The organism is Pseudomonas sp. TE31087 (genome assembly GCF_057284075.1).
The window spans coordinates 3,970,073-3,988,621 of record NZ_JBXVNN010000001.1 but is presented as its reverse complement, the minus strand read 5'-3'; the positions used below and the strand labels follow the sequence as shown (position 1 = coordinate 3,988,621).

14 protein-coding genes are annotated in these 18,549 nt (G+C 65.5%); 7 read left to right on the top strand and 7 right to left on the bottom strand.

All coding sequences use genetic code 11. From position 1 onward, the window contains the following. Positions 1-6: 6 nt before the first annotated feature. A complete protein-coding gene (locus ACZ899_RS17930; protein WP_232854880.1) occupies positions 7-1,404 on the bottom strand; it encodes an FAD-binding oxidoreductase in 1,398 nt (465 codons plus the stop codon). Between the two features lie 170 nt (positions 1,405-1,574). Here ACZ899_RS17930 and serA point away from each other — a divergent pair, with 170 nt between their 5' ends. From serA to ACZ899_RS17910, 4 genes are all read left to right on the top strand, one after another. Next, positions 1,575-2,804, top strand: coding sequence for a phosphoglycerate dehydrogenase (gene serA, locus ACZ899_RS17925; protein WP_203648588.1), 1,230 nt, complete (start codon positions 1,575-1,577; stop codon positions 2,802-2,804). 184 nt (positions 2,805-2,988) lie between these two features. Continuing rightward, a complete protein-coding gene (locus ACZ899_RS17920; protein ID WP_203648586.1) occupies positions 2,989-4,047 on the top strand; it encodes a putative 2-aminoethylphosphonate ABC transporter ATP-binding protein in 1,059 nt (352 codons plus the stop codon). A gap of 1 nt (position 4,048) precedes the next feature. Further along, a complete protein-coding gene (locus tag ACZ899_RS17915) occupies positions 4,049-5,773 on the top strand; it encodes a putative 2-aminoethylphosphonate ABC transporter permease subunit (protein ID WP_234562339.1) in 1,725 nt (574 codons plus the stop codon). 30 nt (positions 5,774-5,803) lie between these two features. Beyond that, a complete protein-coding gene (locus tag ACZ899_RS17910; protein WP_234562338.1) occupies positions 5,804-6,826 on the top strand; it encodes a putative 2-aminoethylphosphonate ABC transporter substrate-binding protein in 1,023 nt (340 codons plus the stop codon). Between the two features lie 271 nt (positions 6,827-7,097). Here the strand turns inward: ACZ899_RS17910 and ilvD are convergent, their stop codons facing one another. Next, positions 7,098-8,939 (bottom strand): dihydroxy-acid dehydratase, encoded by a 1,842-nt coding sequence (ilvD, locus tag ACZ899_RS17905; protein WP_203648582.1) that lies wholly within the window; start codon positions 8,937-8,939, stop codon positions 7,098-7,100. Between the two features lie 317 nt (positions 8,940-9,256). Here ilvD and ACZ899_RS17900 point away from each other — a divergent pair, with 317 nt between their 5' ends. Then, positions 9,257-10,933: a DUF4153 domain-containing protein gene (locus tag ACZ899_RS17900; protein ID WP_234562337.1), complete on the top strand. Its 1,677-nt coding sequence runs from the start codon at positions 9,257-9,259 to the stop codon at positions 10,931-10,933. Between the two features lie 171 nt (positions 10,934-11,104). Here the strand turns inward: ACZ899_RS17900 and ACZ899_RS17895 are convergent, their stop codons facing one another. Continuing rightward, the gene (locus ACZ899_RS17895) at positions 11,105-12,301 is read right to left on the bottom strand and encodes a class I SAM-dependent rRNA methyltransferase (protein WP_232854885.1); all 1,197 of its coding nucleotides are present in this window, start codon (positions 12,299-12,301) and stop codon (positions 11,105-11,107) included. Positions 12,302-12,535: 234 nt separating this feature from the next. Between ACZ899_RS17895 and ACZ899_RS17890 the strand changes: the two genes are divergently transcribed. Next, complete coding sequence (locus ACZ899_RS17890) at positions 12,536-13,354, top strand: HDOD domain-containing protein (protein WP_203652721.1); 819 nt, start codon at positions 12,536-12,538, stop codon at positions 13,352-13,354. 3 nt (positions 13,355-13,357) lie between these two features. Next, entirely contained in the window at positions 13,358-14,170 is an 813-nt protein-coding gene (gene mutM, locus ACZ899_RS17885) for a bifunctional DNA-formamidopyrimidine glycosylase/DNA-(apurinic or apyrimidinic site) lyase (protein ID WP_234562336.1), read from the top strand. Between the two features lie 90 nt (positions 14,171-14,260). Here the strand turns inward: mutM and ggt are convergent, their stop codons facing one another. The 4 genes from ggt to ACZ899_RS17865 all read right to left on the bottom strand — a co-directional run bounded on the left by ggt (position 14,261) and on the right by ACZ899_RS17865 (position 18,493). Further along, on the bottom strand, positions 14,261-15,943 hold the full coding sequence (ggt, locus tag ACZ899_RS17880) for a gamma-glutamyltransferase (protein ID WP_234562335.1): 1,683 nt from the start codon (positions 15,941-15,943) through the stop codon (positions 14,261-14,263). Next, positions 15,943-16,194: a YfhL family 4Fe-4S dicluster ferredoxin gene (locus tag ACZ899_RS17875; protein ID WP_011531711.1), complete on the bottom strand. Its 252-nt coding sequence runs from the start codon at positions 16,192-16,194 to the stop codon at positions 15,943-15,945. Before ACZ899_RS17875 ends, ggt begins: the two co-directional genes overlap by 1 nt. Positions 16,195-16,303: 109 nt before the next feature. Beyond that, entirely contained in the window at positions 16,304-16,783 is a 480-nt protein-coding gene (gene coaD, locus ACZ899_RS17870; protein ID WP_028689146.1) for a pantetheine-phosphate adenylyltransferase, read from the bottom strand. Positions 16,784-16,894: 111 nt separating this feature from the next. After that, a complete protein-coding gene (locus tag ACZ899_RS17865) occupies positions 16,895-18,493 on the bottom strand; it encodes a GMC family oxidoreductase (protein ID WP_234562334.1) in 1,599 nt (532 codons plus the stop codon). Positions 18,494-18,549 lie beyond the last annotated feature (56 nt).

Below are 18,549 nucleotides of genomic sequence, written 5' to 3'. Positions count from 1 at the left end.
TGCTTTTTATTCGGGAGCGAAGATCTTACCCGGATTCATGATGCCGTTCGGGTCGAACACTGCCTTGATCGCCCTCATGCAGGCGATTTCCTCCGGCGAGCGGCTGTAGCCCAGGTAGTCGCGCTTGGTCATGCCCACGCCATGCTCGGCGGAGATCGAGCCGTTGTAGCGTTCGACGATCTCGAACACCCACTTGTTGACCTTGGCGCAGGAGGCGAAGAAGTCGTCCTTGGTCATGTGGTCGGGCTTGAGGATGTTCAGGTGCAGGTTGCCGTCGCCGATGTGGCCATACCAGACCACTTCGTAGTCCGGGTAGTGCTCGCCGACGGTGGCGTCGATATCGCGCAGGAACGCCGGCACCTTCGATACGGTGACCGAGATGTCGTTCTTGTAAGGCGTCCAGTGGGAGATGGTCTCGGACAGGTACTCGCGCAGCTTCCACAGGTTCTTCAGCTGGGTCTCGCTCTGGCTCATCACCCCGTCCAGTACCCAGCCCTGCTCGACGCAGTGCTCGAAGGTGGCCAGGGCTTCGTTGGCCACCTCCTCGGTGCTGGCTTCGAACTCCAGCAGCGCATAGAACGGGCAGTCGGTCTCGAACGGTGCGGGCACATCGCCCCGGGCGAGGATCCTGGCCAGGCCCTTGTCGGAGAAGAACTCGAAGGCCGTCAGGTCAAGCTTGCCCTGGAAGGCGTGCAGCACCGGCATGATCGCGTCGAAATCGGGCGTGCCCAGCACCATGGCGGTGAGGTTGCGCGGCGCGCGGTCCAGGCGCATGGTCGCCTCGACTACGAAGCCCAGGGTGCCTTCGGCGCCGATGAACAGCTGGCGCAGGTCGTAGCCGGTGGCGTTCTTGATCAGGTCCTTGTTCAGCTCGAGCAGCTCACCCTTGCCGGTGACCACCTTCAGCCCGGCCACCCAGTTGCGGGTCATGCCGTAGCGAATCACCTTGATCCCGCCGGCGTTGGTACCGATATTGCCGCCGATCTGGCTGGAGCCGCTCGAGGCGAAGTCCACCGGGTAGTAGAGGCCCTGGTCCTCGGCGAACTGTTGCAACTGGCGGGTGACGACCCCCGGCTGGCAGACCACGGTACGGTCGAATTCGTTGAAGGCGAGGATTTGGTTCATGTAGTCGAAGGCCACCACCACCTCGCCATGGGCGGCCACGGCGGCGCCCGACAGCCCGGTACGCCCGCCCGACGGCACCAGGGCGACCTTGTGCCGGTTGGCCCAGCGCACGATGGCCTGCACCTGCTCGACGGACTTGGGGAAGACGATGGCGCTCGGCGCCGGCGGGTAGTGCTTGGTCCAGTCCTTGCCGTAGGCCTCGAGCGAGGCCGGGTCGGTGAGGACCTTGCCAGGGTCGACCAGGGTCATCAGCTCATCAATTACCACGGACTGGGTCATCGCCGGAACTCTCGACTTATTCATAGTCACCCTGAGCACGCTTCACCTGTCGGGATAAGCTCAGGTTGTGTCGCGTATGCTAGCATAGCCCTCCCGCCGTTCGTGCTAAGGCCGACGCCGCGCCGCTCCACTCTCCTCGCCATTTTTCTCCGGGATACAGGTTTACGCAGATGAGCAAGACTTCTCTCGACAAGAGCAAGATCAGGTTCCTTCTTCTTGAAGGTGTGCACCAGAACGCGGTCGATACCCTCAAGGCCGCCGGCTACACCAACATCGAATACCTCACTGGTTCGCTGCCGGAAGCCGAGCTGAAGGAAAAGATCGCTGATGCCCACTTCATCGGCATCCGTTCGCGCACCCAACTGACCGAAGAGATCTTCGACTGCGCGAAGAAACTGGTCGCGGTCGGCTGCTTCTGCATCGGCACCAACCAGGTCGACCTGGCAGCGGCCCGCGAGCGCGGTATCGCCGTGTTCAACGCCCCCTACTCGAACACCCGTTCGGTGGCCGAGCTGGTGCTGGCCGAAGCCATCCTGCTGCTGCGCGGCATCCCCGAGAAGAACGCTTCCTGCCACCGTGGCGGCTGGATCAAGAGCGCGGCCAACTCCTTCGAGATCCGTGGCAAGAAACTGGGCATCGTCGGCTACGGCTCGATCGGCACCCAGCTGTCGGTCCTGGCCGAGAGCCTGGGCATGCAGGTGTACTTCTTCGACCCGCTGACCAAGCTGCCGCTGGGCAACGCGGTACAGGTCACCAGCCTGCACGAGCTGCTGGGCCTGGCCGACATCGTCTCGCTGCACGTGCCTGAGCTGCCGTCCACCCAGTGGATGATCGGCGAGAAGGAAATCCGCGCGATGAAGAAGGGCTCGATCCTGATCAACGCCGCCCGTGGCACCGTGGTCGAGCTGGACCACCTGGCCGCCGCGATCAAGGACAAGCACCTGATCGGCGCCGCCATCGACGTGTTCCCGGTCGAGCCGCGCTCCAACGACGAAGAGTTCGAAAGCCCGCTGCGTGGCCTGGACAACGTGATCCTGACCCCGCACATCGGTGGTTCCACCGCCGAGGCCCAGGCCAACATCGGCCTGGAAGTGGCCGAGAAGCTGGTCAAGTACAGCGACAACGGCACCTCCGTGTCGTCGGTCAACTTCCCGGAAGTGGCCCTGCCGGCCCACCCAGGCAAGCACCGCCTGCTGCACATCCACGAAAACATCCCGGGCGTGCTCAGCGAGATCAACAAAGTGTTCGCCGAGAACGCCATCAACATCTCCGGTCAGTTCCTGCAGACCAACGAGAAAGTGGGTTACGTGGTCATCGACGTCGACGCCGAGTACTCGGACCTGGCCCAGGAGAAACTGCAGCACGTGAAGGGCACCATCCGCTCGCGCGTACTGTTCTGAGTTTCACTGCGTCAAGAAAAAGGGAGGCCCTGGTGGCCTCCCTTTTTTTATCAGCTAACGCCTGAAAACCGGATGGTCGCTACAAAAATCCACCAATACCACTATCACTCGTTTTTGCCCCCTCGCCACACAACCGTCTCACAGCCCTCCTAGCATGGCCCCATCTCTTCGATGAGGCCTTGCCATGAACAACGCCACTCCAGGCGCACAGATGAAAGTGCGCGGTATCCACAAGCGCTTCGGCGCCTTCACCGCACTCAACGACGTCTCCCTCGACATCGCCGCCGGCGAGCTGGTGTGCCTGCTCGGCCCGTCGGGCTGTGGCAAGACCACCCTGCTGCGCTGCATCGCCGGGCTCGAGCGCCAGGATCGTGGCACGCTGTACATTGGCGACCGCGATATCTCCGAGCTGCCACCCCAGGCCCGCGACTACGGCATCCTGTTCCAGTCCTACGCGTTGTTCCCCAACCTCACCGTCGAAGCCAACATCGCCTACGGCCTGACCGGCAGCAATCGTGAGGCCTCGCGCCAGCGGGTCGGTGAAATGCTCGAACTGGTCGGCCTGACGGGCAGCGAAAAGAAATACCCCGGCCAGCTATCCGGCGGCCAGCAACAGCGCGTGGCCCTGGCCCGCGCCCTGGCGCCCTCACCGTCGCTGCTGCTGCTCGACGAGCCGATGTCGGCACTGGACGCTCGCGTGCGCGAGCACCTGTGCACCGAGCTGCGCCAACTGCAGCGCCAGCTGGGCATCACCACGCTGATGGTCACCCACAACCAGGACGAGGCCATGTTGATGGCCGACCGCATTGCCGTGATGAACAACGGCCAGGTCGAGCAGTACGCCACGCCCCAGGAAATCTACGACCAGCCGGCCACGCCGTTCGTCGCCGAATTCGTCGGTCAGGGCAACTGGCTGCCGTTCCAGCGCAGCGGCGACAGCCATGCCCAGGTCGGCGGCCTGCACATGCGCCTGGCAGCCAACGCCGCTGGCGCCAGCAGCGGCCGGCTGTTCTGCCGACCCGAGGCGATCACCGTCAACCCGGTGGTACACGAGGAAAACCTGTTCCCGGCCAAGGTTCGCGAGATCACCTTCCTCGGCAACCGCTGCCGCATGAGCTTCGAGTTCAAGGCCTTCCCGGGCCATGCGTTGCTCGCGGAGCTGGCGCCGGAGGCGATGCCGCGCCTGGGTTCGCAGGACATCTGGGTGGCCCTGCCGCCGCAGAGCCTGCAGGTGTTTGCCTGAGATGGCCGCGCCGATGACCCTGCCGCTCACCTCAACCAATGCCGCACCTCGCAGTGGTGTTGCCCTGGGGGACCGTCTGTTCGTGATCGGTGGCAAGAGCCTGCTGCTGATCCTGCTGGTGCTGGCGGTGCTGATGCCGTTGCTGGCGATCTTCTGGCGCGGCTTCAGCGCTGAAGCCGGGCAGGGCGGCGGCCTGCCAGCTGCCCGTGAACTGTTCGCCAGCGAGAACTTCCATTGGCTGCTCGGCAACAGCCTGTCGGTGGCCTTCACCGTCGCCGCCATCGTCGTGCCGCTGGCCTACCTGTTCGCCTATGCCCTGCAACGCACGCTGATCCCGGCCAAGGGCCTGTGGCGCGGCATCTCGCTGCTGCCGCTGCTGGCGCCGTCGATGCTGCCGGCCATCGCGCTGGTCTACCTGTTCGGCAACCAGGGCCTGCTGCGCGGGCTGCTCAGCGACAATATCTACGGCTTCTGGGGCATCGTCCTCGGCGAGGTCATCTACACCTTCCCCCACGCCCTGATGATCCTGCTCTCGGCGCTGTCGCTGGCCGACGCAAGGCTGTTCGATGCGGCCTCGAGCATGGGGGCGGGGCCGACGCGGGCGTTCTTCAGCATCACCTGGCCGGCCACGCGCCAGGCGGTGTTCGCCGCGTTCTGCCTGGTGTTCACCCTGACCATCACCGACTTCGGCGTGCCGGTCGTGGTGGGTGGGGATTACCAGGTGCTGGCCCTGGAAGCCTACAAGGCCGTGGTCGGCCAGCAGCAGTTCGGTCGCGGCGCGCTGATCGGCATGGTGCTGCTGGTACCAGCGCTGCTCAGCTTCGCCGTCGATGCCTGGTTGCGTCGCCGTCAGGGCGAGGCCATGAGCGGTCGCGCCCAGGTGTTCGAGCCCAAGCCTTCCAGGCTGCGCGATGGCTGCTTCCTGGCCATCGTGCTGCTGGTGTGCGCGGCACTGCTGGCGGTGATCGGCATGGCGGTGTACTCGTCGCTGGTCAAGTTCTGGCCATACAACCTGTCGCTGTCGCTCAAGCACTACATGTTCGAGGACACCGCCGGTGGCGGCTGGCTGGCCTACCGCAACAGCGTGACCATGGCCATCGGCACCGCGCTGATCGGCAGCGTGGTGATTTTCACCGGCGCCTACCTGATGGAGAAGACCCAGGGGCAGCGCCTGCTCAACCAGCTGCTGCGCTTGCTGAGCTTCATCCCGATGGCGGTGCCTGGCCTGGTGCTGGGCCTGGGCTACGTGTTCTTCTTCAACCTCAATGGCAACCCACTGCATGTGTTCTACGGCAGCATGGCGCTGCTGGTGGTGTGCACCATCGCCCACTACCTGACCACCGCGCAGATGACCGCCACCACCGCCCTGCGCCAGCTCGACGGCGAGTTCGAGGCCGCCGCGCTGTCGCTCAAGGCGCCGCTGTACAGGCACTTCATGCGGGTCACCGTGCCGATCTGCCTGCCGGCGCTGCTGGACATCATCCGCTACCTGTTCGTCTCGGCCATGACCACCGTGTCGGCGGCGATCTTCCTGTACAGCCCCGACACCATCCTCGCCGCCGTCGCCGTGCTGAACATGGACGACGCCGGCAACGTTGGCGGTGCCGCCGCCATGTCGACCCTGATCCTGCTTACCAGCGCTGCCGCATCCTTGCTGCTGGCCGCTGCCTCACGCGGCCTGCTGCGCCGCTCCCAGGCCTGGCGCCAGCGCGCGCCAGGCCATTGACCGACTGCCCACACTGATAGGAACCGCATCATGTTCAAGCCCCTCGCACTTGCCGCTGCCGTATCCGCCGTCTTCAGCCTGCAGGCCTCGGCCGCGACCCAGCTGACCGTCTACACCGCCCTCGAGGCCGAGCAGCTCAAGAGCTACAAGCAGGCCTTCGAAAAGGCCAACCCCGACATCGAGATCAAGTGGGTGCGTGACTCCACTGGCATCATCACTGCCAAACTGCTGGCCGAGAAGGAACGTCCGCAGGCCGACGCGGTGTGGGGCCTGGCCGCTTCCAGCCTGGCCATCCTCGACCAGAACGGCATGCTCGAAGCCTATGCGCCCAAGGACCTGGGCAAGATCTCGCCCAACTACCGCGACGCCGCCAACCCGCCGGCCTGGGTGGGCATGGACGTGTGGGCCGCGACCCTCTGCTTCAACACCGTCGAGGCCGATAAGCAGGGCCTGAGCAAGCCGGTGAGCTGGCAGGACCTGACCAAGCCTGAATACAAGGGCAAGATCGTCATGCCCAACCCGGCCTCGTCCGGCACCGGCTTCCTGGATGTGAGCGCCTGGCTGCAGACCTTCGGCGAGCCGCAGGGCTGGGCCTACATGGATGCGCTGCACCAGAACATCGGCCAGTACGTTCATTCCGGCTCCAAGCCGTGCAAGCTGGCCGCCGCCGGTGAATTCCCGATCGGCATCTCGTTCGAATACCCGGCCGTGCAGCTCAAGCGCCAGGGCGCGCCGCTGGATATCGTGCTGCCCAAGGAAGGCCTGGGCTGGGAGATCGAAGCCACCGCAGTGATCAAGGGCTCGCCGAAGGCCGATGCCGCCAGGCGCCTGGCCGACTTCTCCGCCAGCCCCGCGGCCATGGAGCTGTACAAGGAGAACTTCGCCGTGCTCGCCGCGCCCGGCATCGCCAAGCCGCAGACCGAGTTGCCGGCGGACTACGAGCAGCGCCTGATCAAGAACGACTTCGCCTGGGCCTCGAAGAACCGCGACCAGATCCTCAGCGAGTGGCGCAAGCGCTATGACGGCAAGTCGGAAAAGGTCGCGCAGCAATAACGCGTCGGCCTCATTGGCGGGTAAACCCGCTCCTATGGAACAACACGTAACCTATTGATTTAGCTCGACCCTGTGGGAGCGGGTTTACCCGCGAAGAATCCAGCGCGGTGTATGGCACCGGCTGCGCCGGTGTTCGCGGGTGAACCCGCTCCCACAGGGGACAGTTCCCAGCGCGGCAACGCAGCCCAAAGGGCCAGCATGGGCAATGCAGGGGCCACAGGCATGAAAAAACCGGCGCACCAGGCGCCGGTTTTTTTATGCCGTCAGAGCCTCACAGCCCTTCGAGCATTGCCTTGTTGCGCACCGCGCCCTTGTCGGCGCTGGTGGCCAGCAGGGCGTAAGCCTTGAGCGCGGTGGTCACCTTGCGTGGACGCACCTCGGCCGGCTTCCAGCCCTTCTTGTCCTGCTCGACGCGACGCTCAGCCAGCTCTTCGTCGCTGACCAGCAGGTTGATCGAACGGTTGGGGATGTCGATCAGCACCTTGTCGCCATCGCGCACCAGGCCGATGGCGCCGCCCGCTGCCGCTTCCGGCGAGGCGTGGCCGATCGACAGGCCCGAGGTACCGCCGGAGAAGCGGCCGTCGGTGAGCAGGGCGCAGGCCTTGCCCAGGCCTTTGGACTTCAGGTACGAGGTCGGGTACAGCATCTCCTGCATGCCCGGGCCGCCTTTCGGGCCTTCGTAGCGGATGATGACGATGTCGCCGGCCTGCACTTCGTCGGCGAGGATGCCGCGCACGGCGCTGTCCTGGCTCTCGAAGATCTTCGCGGTGCCTTCGAACACGTGGATCGACTCATCGACACCTGCGGTCTTCACCACGCAGCCGTCCAGGGCAATGTTGCCGTACAGCACGGCCAGGCCGCCTTCCTGCGAGTAGGCGTGCTCGAAGCTGCGGATGCAGCCGTTCTCGCGGTCATCGTCGAGGGTTTCCCAGCGGGTCGACTGGCTGAACGCGGTCTGCGTCGGGATGCCCGCCGGGCCTGCCTTGAAGAAGGTGTGTACGGCTTCGTCATCGGTCTGGGTGATGTCCCACTTGGCGATGGCCTCTTCCATGCTGGCGCTGTGCACGGTCGGCAGGTCGGTGTGCAGCAGGCCGCCACGGGCCAGCGAGCCGAGGATGCTGAAGATGCCACCGGCGCGGTGCACGTCTTCCATGTGGTACTTCTGGATGTTCGGCGCCACCTTGCACAGCTGCGGCACCTTGCGCGACAGGCGATCGATGTCGCGCAGGTCGAAGTCCACCTCGCCCTCCTGGGCCGCGGCCAGCAGGTGCAGGATGGTATTGGTCGAACCGCCCATGGCGATGTCGAGCATCATGGCGTTTTCGAACGCCTTGAAGTTGGCGATGCTGCGCGGCAGTACCGACTCATCGTTCTCGCCGTAGTAGCGCTTGCACAGCTCGACGATGGTGCGACCGGCGGTGAGGAACAGCTGCTCGCGGTCGGAGTGGGTGGCCAGGGTCGAGCCGTTGCCCGGCAGGGCCAGTCCCAGGGCTTCGGTCAGGCAGTTCATCGAGTTGGCGGTGAACATGCCGGAGCACGAACCGCAGGTCGGGCAGGCGCTGCGCTCGTACTCGGCGACTTTCTCGTCGCTGGCGGTGGAGTCGGCGGCGATGACCATGGCGTCGACCAGGTCCAGGCCGTGGCTGGCCAGCTTGGTCTTGCCAGCTTCCATCGGGCCGCCGGAGACGAAGATCACCGGGATGTTCAGGCGCAGGGCGGCCATCAGCATACCGGGGGTGATCTTGTCGCAGTTGGAGATGCAGACGATGGCGTCGGCGCAGTGGGCGTTGACCATGTACTCGACGGCGTCGGCGATGATCTCGCGGCTGGGCAGCGAGTAGAGCATGCCGTCGTGGCCCATGGCGATGCCGTCATCCACGGCGATGGTGTTGAACTCTTTCGCCACGCCACCGGCGCGTTCGATCTCGCGGGCGACCAGCTGGCCCAGGTCCTTCAGGTGCACATGCCCCGGGACGAACTGGGTGAACGAGTTGGCGATGGCGATGATCGGTTTCTTGAAGTCTTCGTCCTTCATCCCGGTGGCGCGCCACAGGGCACGGGCACCCGCCATGTTGCGGCCTTGGGTGGAAGTCTTGGAACGATAATCAGGCATGGAGCGCTCCTGGCGGCTAAATCACGTCACGTAAATAGGGAGTGAGCTTCTCTTGTCCTGAAACGCCGAAGGCCGGTTGCCGCTGGCAAGGATGGGGGCCGAAGACCGCGCGGGATCGCCGCAGGCTCGACCAGAGCTCATAAACCCGCCGGGGATGTCTGGCGATGAATGGATCGATTCTACACCGCCGCGCCCGCGAGGGAATGGCGTTGTGATAATTGGCTGTCGGCAGCCCGCAAGGTAAAGGCCTTGGCGTGGTTCGGGCGGGTTTGGGTAGACTTGCGCGCTTCCTGTCCCACTGGCCAAAAGGATTTGCAATGCCAGCGCCTAGCCGCTCCTTATTGTTCTATGTCGTCATCGGCCTGATCCAGGGCCTGGTGTTGCTCGCCACCGTGAAGGGGCAGGGCGAGCTGCTCGGTTTCAACCTGTCGGTCGCCCTGTGCGCCGCGGTGGTGGTGGCCGGCGTGAACCTGCAACTGCTCGGCAGCGCGGTGCGCCAGCGTGGCACCGGCTGGCTGGTGCTGGGCCTGACCCTGCTGATCAGCGGGATCAGTGCCTGGGTCCTGGATAGCGGGCGCATGGGCTGGCTGCAGCAGACCTGGTTCCTGGCCGCCATCGTGCTGGGCTATATCGGCACCGCGTTCATTCTTGCCTGGCCGACCCGAGAAAATGGGCGGCCGCGCTATGAGGACCTGTTCCGGCATGCCTGGAACAACGTGTTCATTCTTTTCCTGGCGCAACTGTTGACCGGCCTGTTCTGGCAGTTGCTGTGGTTGTGTGCGTTGCTGTTCGGCATGCTCGGCATACCGCAGGTCACGGATGTAGTGGAGTCCCCGGTGTTTCTCTGGCTGGTGCTGCCGGTGGTGTTCTCCCTGGGGATGCGCATGGGGCGGGACAACGAGAAGGTCATCGGGTTGTTGCGCGGCATTCTGTTGACACTCTGTCGCTTCCTGTTGCCGTTGAGTGCGCTGATCGCCGTGGTGTTCACCCTGACACTGCCCTTCAGCGGCCTGCAGCCGGTGTGGGACACGGGTTATTCGACCGCTCTGCTGTTGGTGCTGGCAGGTATCAATCTGTTCCTGGCCAATGGCGTGTTTCAGGACGGCCATCAGGGCAATGCCTATCCTGCGCCGCTCAAACGCTTGGTCGAAGCCAGCCTGTTCTGCCTGCCGGTACTGGTGGGCCTGGCGGCTTATGCCAGCTGGATGCGCATCGACCAGTACGGCCTGACCCCATCGCGCATCATGGCCATGCTGTTGGTGGGTGTGATGCTGGCGCACAGCCTGGCGGCGGTGTGGGCGGTGGTGAGCTCACGGCAGGCCTGGCTGAATAGCCTGCGGCTGAGCAACCCGTTGATCGCCTTGCTCAGCGCGGTGCTGATAGTGCTGTTCTACACACCGTTGCTCGACCCGCAGGTGTTGAGTGCGAAGAGTCAGGTCGAGCGCCTGCTCGGTGGACGCACGCCGATTACCGAGTTCGATGCCGGGACCTTGTACCGCGACCTTGGTCAGCCTGGGCGTGCAGCCTTCGAGCAACTGGAGAAGCGGCTGGAAACCGATGAACTGTTCGATGCGGGTCGCCGCGAGCAATTGCTGGGGTTGATGGCGCAGGTGCGTCGGCCGGAGGTGGTCGAAACCCATGGTCCGAAGTTCGAGTGGCTGGGGCCCGTGCAATCCACCAGCGAATCACTGGCCGACTCGACCCTTGGGCAAAGCCAGTGCGGCGGCAAGGGATGCTATTTGTGGGCGGTCGATCTGGATGGTGATGGGCACAATGAAGTGCTGATGATCCCCCGGCACACCTATGCATCGAGTGTGTTCGTGTTCACCTGGGAGGAGCGCGAGTGGCGTGAGGTGGGCAGCCTGAGCGGCAGAATGGAAAACCTCGAGGGCCTGGCCAAGGGGATTCGCGAGGGCGCGGTGAAACTGGTGGCTCCGCGTTACAAGACGCTCAGTATTGATGGGCAGGAACTGGTGCCGGACTTCAGGCGATAGTGGTTGGCGGGCATGAGCATGAGCGTTTGAGGGAGCCGGGGCCGCTCTGCGGCCCTTTCCGGCCGGTCCGACGCCTCGGCAAGGCCGCTCCTACAGTGACCGGGTAATCAACCACTGTAGGAGCGGCCTCGTGCCGCGAAAGGCTGCGTGGCAGCCTCAAACAAACGCCGCTTAGCTGTTGGGCAGCAACCGGCAGGTGATGCTCTTGATGTAGCGGGTCTCGGCGATCGCCGGGTGCACCGGGTGGTCCGGGCCCTGGCCGCCGCGCTCGAGCAGCTGCAGGTTGCGGTCCAGGTGGCGGGCGCTGGTCAGCAGGATGTTGTTCAGGTCGTCCTCGGGCAGGTGCATCGAGCACGAGGCGCTGACCAGGATGCCGTCCTTGTTCAGCATGCGCATGGCCTGTTCATTGAGGCGGCGGTAGGCGGCCTCGCCGTTCTTCAGGTCCTTCTTGCGCTTGATGAAGGCGGGCGGGTCGGCAATGATCACGTCGAAACGCTCTTCGGCGGCCTTCAGCTCGCGCAGGGCCTCGAACACGTCGCCTTCGATGCAGGTCAGCTTCTCGCTGATGCCGTTCAGCGCGGCGTTGCGCTCGACACCGTCGAGAGCGAAGCCGGAGGCATCCACGCAGAATACTTCGCTGGCGCCGAATGCGCCGGCCTGCACGCCCCAGCCACCGATGTAGCTGAACAGGTCCAGCACGCGCTTGCCCTTGACGTAGGGGGCCAGGCGGGCGCGGTTCATGCGGTGGTCGTAGAACCAGCCGGTCTTCTGGCCTTCGCGCACCGGGGCCTCGAACTTCACGCCGTTTTCTTCCAGCGCGACCCAGTCTGGCACTTCGCCGTAGACGGTCTCGACATAGCGGCCGAGGCCTTCGGCGTCGCGGGCGGCGGAATCGTTCTTGAACAGGATGCCGCTTGGTTTCAGGACCTGGACCAGGGCGGCGATGACGTCGTCCTTGTGCGCGTCCATGGTGGCCGAGGCCAGTTGCACCACGAGGATGTCGAAGAAGCGGTCGACCACCAGGCCCGGGAGCAGGTCGGAGTCGCCGTAGACCAGGCGGTAGCACGGCTTGTCGAACAGACGCTCGCGCAGCGACAGGGCGACGTTCAGGCGGTGCACCAGCAGCGACTTGTCCAGCGGCAGCTTGATGTCGCGCGACAGCAGGCGGGCGCAGATCAGGTTGTTCGGGCTCATCGCCACCACACCCAGGGGCTTGCCGTTGGCGGCTTCGAGGATGGCCTGCTGGCCCGCCTTCAGGCCTTGCAGCGGGGTCGCGGCGACGTCGACTTCATTGCTGTAGACCCACAGATGGCCGGCGCGCAGGCGGCGGTCGGCATTGGCTTTGAGGCGAAGGCTGGGCAGGGACATGACGTCGCTCCGGGAAAAAAGAGCGGGAGTATACCGTGTTGGCCAAGGCTTCGCTGTGGGGCGCGACCAAACGTTGGCATCATCGCGGGGCTAAAGAAATTCTTGGATCCAACGATCCACTGATAGTTACCCTGCCGGCGTACAGGGTTAGAATCCCCCGTCCCCAGCGAGAATGCACGAATGTCCCAGGAACTTACCGCCGAACAGATCCAGCAAGCCCTGCAGGGCATCACCATCCCGCCGCAGCCGCAGATCATGGTCGACCTGCAGTTCGAGCAGTACATGCCCGACCCGGACCTCGAGACCATCGCCAAGCTGATCAGCCAGGATCCGGGCTTGTCTGGCGCCCTGCTGAAACTGGTCAATTCGGCGCAGTTCGGCCTGGCGAACAAGATCGGCTCGATCCAGCGCGCGGTGAACCTGCTGGGCAGCCGCTCGATCATCAACCTGATCAACGCCCAGTCGATCAGGGGCGAGATGAGCGACGAGACCATCGTCACCCTCAACCCGTTCTGGGACACCGCCCAGGACGTGGCCATGACCTGCCTGACCCTGGCCAAGCGCACCGGTATCCAGGCGGTGGACGAGGCCTACACCCTGGGCCTGTTCCACGACTGCGGCGTGCCGCTGATGCACAAGCGCTTCCCCAACTACATGGAAGTGCTGGAAGAGTCCTACGCCAAGGCCAATGACGAGATTCGCGTGGTGGACACCGAGAACCGCGTGTTCAACACCAACCACTCGGTGGTCGGCTATTTCACCGCCAAGTCCTGGCGCCTGCCGGAGCACATCAGCGCCGCCATCGCCAACCACCACAACGCCCTGGCGGTGTTCCGTGACGAGTCCTCGCGCAATACCCAGACCCAGCTGAAGAACCTGCTGGCGGTGCTGAAGATGTCCGAGCATATCTGTGCGTCCTACCGCGTGCTGGGCAACCAGACCGTGGACCACGAGTGGGAGATGGTCGGACCGCTGGTGCTGGAATACATCGGCCTGACCGAATACGACTTCGAGCAGCTCAAGCAGGACATCCGCGAATCGGGCGGGCACTGAGCCATGCCGGAACTGCCAGAGGTCGAGACGACGCGGCGCGGCATCGCGCCCCATCTGGAAGGCCAACGGGTCAGCCGCGTGGTGGTGCGCGACCGGCGCCTGCGCTGGCCGATCCCGGAAGACCTCGACGTGCGTCTGTCGGGGCAGCGCATCGTCAGCGTCGAGCGCCGCGCCAAGTACCTGCTGATCAACGCCGAGGTCGGCACCTTGATCAGCCACCTGGGCATGTCGGGCAACCTGCGCCTGGTCGAACTGGGCTTGCCAGCGGCCAAGCACGAACATGTGGATATCGAGCTCGAGTCGGGGTTGATGCTGCGTTACACCGACCCGCGCCGCTTCGGGGCCATGCTCTGGAGCCTCGACCCGCTCAACCACGAATTGCTGATACGGCTGGGGCCGGAGCCGCTGACCGACCTGTTCGACGGCGAGCGGCTGTTCCAGCTGTCGCGGGGTCGGTCGATGGCGGTCAAGCCGTTTATCATGGATAACGCGGTGGTGGTGGGGGTCGGCAACATCTACGCCACCGAAGCACTGTTCGCCGCCGGAATCGACCCGCGCCGCGAGGCGGGCGGGATATCCCGGGCGCGTTACCTGAAGCTGGCGATCGAGATCAAGCGGGTGCTGGCGGCGGCCATCGAGCAGGGCGGGACCACCTTGCGCGACTTTATTGGTGGCGATGGTCAGCCGGGGTACTTCCAGCAGGAGTTGTTCGTCTATGGGCGCGGTGGGCAGCCGTGCAAGGTGTGTGGCACCGAACTGCGTGAAGTGAAGCTGGGGCAGCGGGCGAGCGTGTTCTGCCCGAAATGCCAGCGCTGATGCCTCAGGCCCTATCGCGGGGCAAGCCCGCTCCCACGAAAGCGAGCCAAGCCAGTCGTGGGAGCGGGCTTGCCCCGCGATAGGGCCGGATCAGTCGACTACCGCCGCCTGCCCTACACCCCTGGGGTCACTGGCCGCCTCCACGGTCCCGGCAGCCTTGTCCCAATACAGCACCTGCTGGTTGCCATAGTTACGCCCCACATCCTTCAACCTATACCCGCGCGCCTGCAGCTCTGCTTTTTGTGCGGCGCTGAACGTCCCCGGCTCATGCTCCACCACATCCGGCAGGTACTGATGGTGATAGCGCGGCGTCGCCGGCCACTCGGCCACCGGCCGCCCTTCGAGGAACCCCATCACCGACAGCAGCACCATGCTCGGAATCCGGCTGCCGCCGGGCGTGCCGAAGCTGGCGAACTGGCTTGGGCTTTCGATGAAGGTCGGGCTCATGCTCGACAAGGGCCGCTTGCCCGCCGCCACTGCGTTGGCCTGGCTGCCGGCCAGTCCATAGCTGTTGCTGCCGGTGGGATCGGCGGCAAAGTCGTCCATCTCGTTGTTCAGCACCACGCCGGTGCCGGGCACGCTGAACGCCGCGCCGAACGGCAGGTTGACCGAGAGCGTGGCGGAAACCGCATTACCGTCGGCGTCGATCACCGTGAAGTGGGTGGTGTGGTCGCCCTCGCGCCAGGCCGGTGAGGGGGGCAGGGCGCTGCTGGGGGTGGCTTGGTGCACGTCGATGCTGTCGGCCAGGCCGGTCAGGTACTGGCGCCCCAGCAGGCGGTTGATGGGGTTCGCCACGTAGTCCGGGTCACCCAGCAGCCCGCGGTCGCGGTAGGCCCGGCGCAGTACTTCGATCACATAATGGCTGCGCTGCACCGGTTCGGCGCTCTGCCAGGGCAGGCGCTGGAGCATGGCCAGGCTCTGGGCCAGGGCCACGCCACCAGCCGAGGGCGGCGGGCTGCTGATCAGCTCGCGCTGGTCGGCCAGTGGATAACGCAGTGGCTCGCGCCAGGCGGTGCGGTAGCCGGCGAGGTCATCGAGGGTCCAGACACCGCCGGCCTGGCGCACGCCTTCGACCAGGCGGTGGGCCGTCGGGCCTTGATAGAAACCGTCGCGGCCGTGTTCGGCCATGGCCTGCAGGGTGGCGGCCAGTTCCGGCTGGCGAATCACCGTGCCTAGCGCCGGTACGTCATTGTCGGCAAGGAACAACCGGGCGCTTTCGGCATTGTCGCGCAGGGCACTCAGGCGCATGGTCGCGCGGTCACGGTAGATGCGGTCGACGGCAAAGCCCTGGTTGGCCAGGCGAATGGCCGGGGCCAGGCTGTCCTTGAGCGGCAGCCTGCCGTGGGTCGCGGCCAGGTCGGCCAGCGCCTGGGGCAGGCCCGGGATCGCCGCGGCCAGTGGGCCATTGACCGACAGGCCCGGCTGTACCTTGCCGTCCTTTAGATACATGTCGGCCCGGGCGGCGGCCGGGGCGCGCTCGCGGGCGTCGAGGAAGGCATAGCGTGGGCTGTCGGCGCTCTCGCGCAGAAGGAAGAACCCGCCACCGCCAAGGCCGGAGCCGTAGGGCTCGACAACGGCCAGCGTGGCGCCGATGGCCACGGCGGCATCGAAGGCGTTGCCGCCCTGCTGCAGGATCTGCCTTGCCGCCGCGGTGGCTTCACCGTGCGGGCTGGCGATCGCCGCCTGGCCTGGCCCGGCGGCCAGGGCGCCATGGGCCAGTAGCGCCAGGAGGGCGCCGAGGGCTGCGTGGCGGAGTGCGGCGACGAACGGCATCAGGCCTTGCCGGTGATCCGGCGGTACTTGGCCATCAGCTCGTCTTCGGTTTCCGGGTGGGCTTCATCCAGGGGGATGCAGTCCACCGGGCAGACCTGCTGGCACTGGGGCTCGTCGTAGTGGCCGACGCACTGGGTGCACAGGTTCGGGTCGATCACGTAGATCTCCTCGCCTTGCGAGATGGCGGCGTTCGGGCACTCGGGTTCGCAGACGTCGCAGTTGATGCAATCGTCGGTGATGATCAGGGACATGGAGACTCCGGCCGGGGCGTTGGGCCCGGGCATGTTTCAAAGCGATGGGCACAATTGTGCCGGATTCGCGCCCGCAGTGCACGCGGGCGCGACATCGTGACCGCGCGGCTTACTTGCGAAAGCGCTCAGTCAGCGCATCGGCCACGGCGGGGTGGACGAACTTGCTGATATCACCGCCCAACGCGGCGATTTCCCGGACCAACGTCGAGGAAATGAACGAATAGCGCTCGGATGGCGTAAGGAACAGGCTCTCGACGTCCGGCGCCAGTTGGCGGTTCATGTTGGCCAGCTGGAACTCGTATTCGAAGTCGGACACCGCGCGCAGGCCGCGCAGGAACACATTGGCGTTCTGTTCCTTGGCAAAATGCGCCAGTAGCGAGGAGAAGCCGATGACCTCGACATTGGGCAGGTGCTTGGTGACCTCGCGGGCCAGCGCTACCCGCTGTTCCAGGGGGAACAGGGGGTTTTTCTTGGGGCTGGCCGCCACGGCGATGATCACGTGGTCGAACAGGCGCGAAGCGCGCTCGACGAGGTCGCCATGGCCTTTGGTAATGGGGTCGAAAGTACCCGGGTACAACACTCGGTTCATCGCGTCATCCTGGCTGGAGTGCGTTGGGGAGTCGGATGGTAGCGCAGCGATTGAGCTCGGCCAAGTCGCGTGGCTGGTCGATGGCACTATAGACAGCATGGCTATTGGCTGTCATGCGCCGGATGCCAGGCGGCCGACCAGCGCCTCGCTGAGCAGGGCGGTCAGGGCATAGACCGACAGCTGCGGGTTGGCGCCGATGCTGGTGGGGAACAGCGAACCGTCGTGGATCGACAGGTTTTCCAGCTGGTGATGCCGGCCCAGGCTGTCGCACACTGCCTGCCGAGGATCCTCGCCCAGGGCGCAGCCGCCCATGACGTGGGCGCTGCCCAGGCGCATGCAGTGGAGTTCCAGGGGCAGGCTGTCGATCAACGCCTTGGCCTGTTCCGGGTTATCGACATACCGGGCATCGCCATGCACCGGCAGCACCCGGCGAGCACCGGCGGCGAACTGGATCTGCGCCATGCTGTGCCAGGCCCGGCGCAGCCCGTCGCGCAGGTAGTCGGTGACCGGGTAGTCGAGCACCGGCGACCCATCGCTACGCAATTCCACCTGGCCGCCGGGGCTGTCCGGGTGAAAACCGTCGCGCAGCAGCGCCAGCATCACATGGGTATGGGGCAGCTCGGCCATGCGCAGGGCATTGTCCTGGCCATGGCCGCCGAGCAGGGTGCTGGCCAGGGCCGGGTGCAGCGGCGGGACTTCGAGCTTGTAGCCGACCGGGCCGGTGACGCCGTCCTGCCACTGGAACTGGTCGCTGTAGATCGACTGCGGCGCGCCGTAGTACGGGTCGATCTTCTCCTCGAACTGCGCGGCGCTGAAGTTGACCAGGTGCAGGAAGGTGCGCTTGCCCAGGCGCTGGTGAGGGTCGGGTGCGTCGGAGCGCAGCAGCAGGGCCGGGCTGTTGATGCCGCCGCCGGCCAGTACGTAGTGACGGGCGCGCACCCGAACCTGGCGGCCCGTGGGCTGGATCCCCTGGGCGTCCAGGGCCTGGCATTGCAGGTGGTCGATGCGTTGGCCGTCGTGGCTGAAGCGTTTGGCGCGGGCCAGGTAGAGCAGTTCGCCGCCTTGCTCGAGGGTGGCCGGAATGCTGGTGACCAGCATCGACTGCTTGGCGTTGACCGGGCAGCCCATGCCGCAGTAGCCCAGGTTCCAGCAGCCGCGCACGTTGCGCGGGATCACCGCCCAGCGCAGGCCGAGCGCCTCGCAGCCGCGTCGCAACACGTCGTTGTTGGCATTGGGCGGCATCATCCAGGGGCTGATGCCCAGGTGCTGCTCCATGCGTTCGAACCAGGGCTTCAGGCTGTCGCTGTCCAAGCCCTTGACGCCATGTTCGCGGGCCCAGTGCTCCAGGGTCTGTGGCGGTGTGCGGAAACTCGAGGTCCAGTTGACCAGGGTGGTGCCGCCCACCGCCCGGCCCTGCAGGATGGTGATGGCGCCGTCCTTGCTCAGGCGGCCCAGGCCTTCCTGGTAGAGGTCGGCATAGGCTTCGTGTTCCAGCAGGTGGAAGTCGCTGCTGGTCTTCAGTGGGCCCTCCTCGATCAGCAGTACCTTGAGGCCGGCCGCGCTCAGCCGTTCGGCGGTAGTGGCGCCGCCCGCACCGCTGCCGATCACGGCGACGTCGGCTTCGAGGCTCAGGTCCTGCGCCAGGCGCGAGCCATCGTGGGTGATCCAGCCTCGAGCGAGGCCTTGGCGAAAGGGGTCGGGGACGGGCATTGGCTTCCCTTTTTATTTTGCGAGTCGGCGGTTCGTGGGAGCGGGCTTGCCCCGCG